The organism is Streptomyces sp. NPDC002130, assembly GCF_040296465.1.
Lineage (GTDB): Bacteria > Actinomycetota > Actinomycetes > Streptomycetales > Streptomycetaceae > Streptomyces.
In genome coordinates this window covers 1-4,046 of the sequence record NZ_JBEOXI010000440.1, presented here as the reverse complement: position 1 = coordinate 4,046, position 4,046 = coordinate 1, and the positions used below count along the sequence as shown (strand labels likewise).

General features: G+C 60.5%; 7 protein-coding genes. 3 read left to right on the top strand and 4 right to left on the bottom strand.

Annotated features, from left to right (window positions below; genetic code table 11):
* The 4 genes from ABT116_RS40545 to ABT116_RS40530 form a co-directional block, all read right to left on the bottom strand.
* Positions 1–461: hypothetical protein (locus ABT116_RS40545; protein WP_351645069.1), on the bottom strand; the 461-nt coding region annotated here is incomplete at its 3' end.
* Between the two features lie 138 nt (positions 462–599).
* Positions 600–920, bottom strand: a complete 321-nt coding sequence (locus ABT116_RS40540; RefSeq protein WP_209922981.1) for a hypothetical protein — start codon at positions 918–920, stop codon at positions 600–602.
* Positions 921–946: 26 nt separating this feature from the next.
* On the bottom strand, positions 947–2,140 hold the full coding sequence (locus ABT116_RS40535; RefSeq protein WP_209922983.1) for a conjugal transfer protein: 1,194 nt from the start codon (positions 2,138–2,140) through the stop codon (positions 947–949).
* Positions 2,137–2,391, bottom strand: coding sequence for a hypothetical protein (locus ABT116_RS40530; protein ID WP_182262178.1), 255 nt, complete (start codon positions 2,389–2,391; stop codon positions 2,137–2,139). The genes ABT116_RS40535 and ABT116_RS40530 overlap by 4 nt, the downstream gene beginning before the upstream one ends.
* 340 nt (positions 2,392–2,731) lie before the next feature.
* On the opposite strand from ABT116_RS40530, the gene ABT116_RS40525 reads away from it, so the two are divergent.
* The 3 genes from ABT116_RS40525 to ABT116_RS40515 all read left to right on the top strand — a co-directional run.
* Complete coding sequence (locus ABT116_RS40525; protein WP_209922985.1) at positions 2,732–3,571, top strand: sigma-70 family RNA polymerase sigma factor; 840 nt, start codon at positions 2,732–2,734, stop codon at positions 3,569–3,571.
* A complete protein-coding gene (locus ABT116_RS40520) occupies positions 3,571–3,828 on the top strand; it encodes a hypothetical protein (RefSeq protein WP_182262180.1) in 258 nt (85 codons plus the stop codon). The genes ABT116_RS40525 and ABT116_RS40520 overlap by 1 nt, the downstream gene beginning before the upstream one ends.
* A 23-nt stretch (positions 3,829–3,851) precedes the next feature.
* Positions 3,852–4,046: hypothetical protein (locus tag ABT116_RS40515; protein WP_351645064.1), on the top strand; the 195-nt coding region annotated here is incomplete at its 3' end.

The window sequence follows — 4,046 nt, the reverse complement described above, 5'->3', positions numbered from 1 at the left end:
GATTCAGAAGGGGATTCGGGTTCCACAGCAGCGACGAGTTGGTCCTCGATGCGCGGATCGGCAGTGATGTAGCCGCCGGCGTGAACAAGGTGCGGTGCTCGGATATTCACGCGTTTGCCGTTGATCTTCAGCTTGGCCTCAGGCGATGCGAAGACGGCCTTTTTGACCCCTTGAGCGACAGATGCCGGGCTGCGGCCGGCCAATCGGAGCTTGCCGACGACGAACACCGTGCCGCCACAGCATGCAACGAAAAATCCGACGTTCCACGTGATGCTGTCGCCGAGCCACAACGGATGCAGGAGCCACAGGATTGCTCCGACAGCGGCGCCACTGACGGCTTGAGGGACTGTGTAGGGGCCGAAAGGAAGCTTCTTACCGTCGGGTGTGCGGCCGATCAGCTGAGGAATACTTCGAGCTGTTGTGAAGTCCTTGATGACTTCGACGTTGTTGTCGTCGTTCATGCGTGCACCGACTCGCGTGAGGAGTTCTGTCGGTGTGCTCGTGTGGTCGCGTCCGTTGCCGCGGTGGTTACCACGGACATCTGCAGTCCTCCTTGTCAGGGTCGGTGAAGGGCGATTCGACTGGTCTCCGGTCGCCGTTTACACCGGCAGATCCAGACTCGGGTCCGGCGCTTCTACGACCTGCACGACAGAGATGGCCAGGTCCTCTCCGGTTCGGTCCTTGAGGGAGTCCATGTTGAAGACAACCCAGAGCGCTGCAGCACCGATGAGGGCGGAGACGACCAGCCGGGCGATCGTGAAGGACTGCATCAAGTTCCGGAGAAGGAAGTACAGGACCAGGCAGCTGGCTGCAGATTGGAGGGCGACCTTTCCGTTGTTGGTCAGCTCTCCGATCTTGTCGAAGACACCGGCGGCGACGATCGCGGTGTTGGGGTCAGCGGCGGCGAGTGCGATGAACATGATGGGTCACCTTTCGGTTCGAGGAGTCAATTTCCTGAAGGGGAAAACAGTGGGACTTCGCCGACAGCTGGAAGCGACGATCCGGGTGTTTGGCTTGGCGCGGGAGCCTGAGCCGGCGCTACGGATGTCGATGCGGAAGTCGACGGAGCGCTCTTCGGAGTCGACGGGGACGGGGCGCTCGTGGTCGACGAATTGACTCCGCTGCGAGGAGCAGTAGCGGCAAAGAGCGGCGTTGAATCGATGGCGCTGACTTCCCAGCGACCGCCGCGGGAAGTCATCGTCAGCGCGTACTGACCGTTGACAGATTCGGCGTCGGTGATCTTCAAAGATGCAGTGATCAACAAGCGCACAACGTCGCCATCTGAACGCGGTGCCGCCGAGTTCGACGCACTGAGATCGACCGAGGAGAGCACATCGGTGAGTGCGATGCTGCGGTACGGCGCCGGGACGATCGGCGCGATGGAAACCCCCGGCGTCAGGTAGCGAGCAACCTCGCCGTTGCCTGTCAGAAGTGCGGCGAGGAACTGGTTGGCCGACGTTCCGATCGGGTGATTCGCGACGCGGAACTTATATCCGAGTTGAAGGTCTACAGCTGTCGACGGCTGCGCAACTTCGGAAGGAAGTGTGGCGGCGCGCGCACCGGATTCGGTCACAACAACAGGAACTTGGAAGTAGCGCCGAACGATTGTTGCGGAGGCATCGTTGGCGGGGCGTACCGAGACCGATACCGTCACGGCGTAGGTTCGTGCGTCGCGATCGAAGACAATTGATGCGATGGCGGGGTCCGTCGCAACGTAGAGCGCAGATGCCGGAATATTCGGTGGCGTGGCAACGAACCGTTCGATCTCACGCTCGTTTCCTCGGCTTCCTTGAAGCCACGCCACGACCAGTTGACGGGCTACATCTTCGGCTTGGGCTTGTGCTGCGGTGTCAATGCTTTGCGCTTCGTTGTCAGTTGCTTTGACGACTGCCGGAGTTGACGACGAGCCGAATACGACGAGCAGCAGTGAGACAATTCCTGCGACGAGAGCGGCGATGATCGCACCGCGAATTGCGCGTGTAGTCCACTGCTGACGAAGGCCCCACTGGACTCGCTCTGCGCGCACACGCTCCTCTACTTCATCGACGATCGTCTCGGTGGAATCGGCGGTTGCGGAACCATCCTGCTTCGGTTTCGGAGTGCGCCCGAAGTTGTTGATCTTCTTCCAATCAATGTTCATCGGATACCTGCCTCGGACGGCTGCTCTGACGAGTCGAGTTCTGATTCGCCATCCGGGATGTCGGCGCTCATTGCCCGCGCAAGCGCTGCACGAGCGGCCGGCACCTCTGCGAATACCAACAACGAGAGCGCGGCGCTGGCATCTTCGTCGAATGGGTTTCGTGTGAGAGCCGCAGCGACTCGACGGATCTCCTCAGCAATGGCATGGGCGTAGCCGAGATCGTGCAGTAGCGCTTGCATCGAGTCGTGCATCCGGTCCTCCTGGCGACTGGCGAGTGTGAAAGCCGCACCGAATTTGTGGGCTTCTACTTGTAGGAAGATCCGGGCGCGAAGACCTGAGTGACAGAGCTCGCCAAACTTTTTTCAAAGTTTTTTCCGAGCGCGGCCAGGTGCTTGTTGCCAGAGGTTCAAACGTGCACGTCGATGCCTTCGATGCACGCGCATCCACTCACGGCAAAGCGCGCGGCAACAACATCTCCGGCAACAACAAACACTCCCCTGGCAACAACAAACATGCAGGTCAGAGGCAATATAGGGCTGCTCTACTGGGCGCGAGACCAACCTCGCACGCGCACAGAGGAGACCCGTGGAAATGTCCACCCACGCAGCAACCGCACCCAGCCATTCGTCGTCCGCCCTGCCGTCCCACGACGCGACTCGAGGCGACCTCTACAGCCGCCTGAACACCGAATGGATGCAGCTGTGCGCACGACCCTCAGCAGCGGCAGAGGTGCTCACATGGTCGGTCAATCAGCCGGCCTTGAAGCAGGTGCAAGAACTCAACGACTTGGCTGGCGCCCATCGCCTCGATCGCGACGCCGTACTGCTGGCACTGTTGACCCTCCACCAGGAGGGCAGCGTTCTCGCGGGGCGAGCGCTGTTGCAGCTGATGCTCGGGAAGTTGATCTCGTTGACCCGTCACGCGCGGGTGGCCGGCTTCGATTCCTACCACGCTTACGACGAGCGTGCGGCCACCACAATCGCCACTTTCATGTCATTGATAGCCGAGTATCGCCCGTCCGGCGAGAACATTTATGCAGCTCTCTTTTTGCGGACTTTGAAGAAGATCGCACACGAGAACACCTTTGCCGGTGAGATCCCCGCGTCGGATCTGATGGATCGTTCCGATGCTCCTGAGGCGGAAACCGAGAACCCATTTCTCGCCCAGGACTTGCTCGCTTGGGCTGTTCGGAACGGAGTCATCACCGGCACCGACCGAGCTTTGATTCAGCGCGCATATCTCGACCAGACCGACACCGATCTGACATCGATCGCGGCTGAGATCGGCATGACCTCGGCCGCACTTCGTCAGCGGCTCTATCGCGCTGTGTCGAAGATTCGGAACAGCGTAGGAACTTCGAATCAGACGTCGGATCATGCGCGCTTCGCCCGTGCATCGCGCAGCGCCCGGCCGATCGAACAGGCTTTGTGATGACTCGAACTCTCGACGCAGTTTCGTTGCTGGTGTGCTTCCTGATCGCTGGCTTCGTGATGAAGGAATCGTCCCTTCTTTTCGAGACTGCTGGAAGTTTCGACGCAGCGCTACGTATCCCTTCCGTGAGTCATCCCGAACTTTTGGGACAGCTGATGTCGCTCGCTCACCGCGCCGTCTTCACGGTCGTCGACCTTCTGCCGAACACCGTGACCGCACATTCGGGCAGCGGTCTTTCCACTTTGCCCTCGCTGTAATCGATGACGAAAAGAGATCTGTCATGACGACCATCGCTTCCCCATCTACCGACTACCGACGCGCCCGTTCGGTAGGTTCGGCGGCCCTTCTTACAGCAGCCGTGGCGTCAACTCTGCTCACGATCCTCCTCACCACGCTGCCGGGCGTCACCTATCTCGCGGAGACCGCCTTCCACGGCTCCTTCGACGCCGTGGCGCTCGCCCAGATCTGCGCCCTG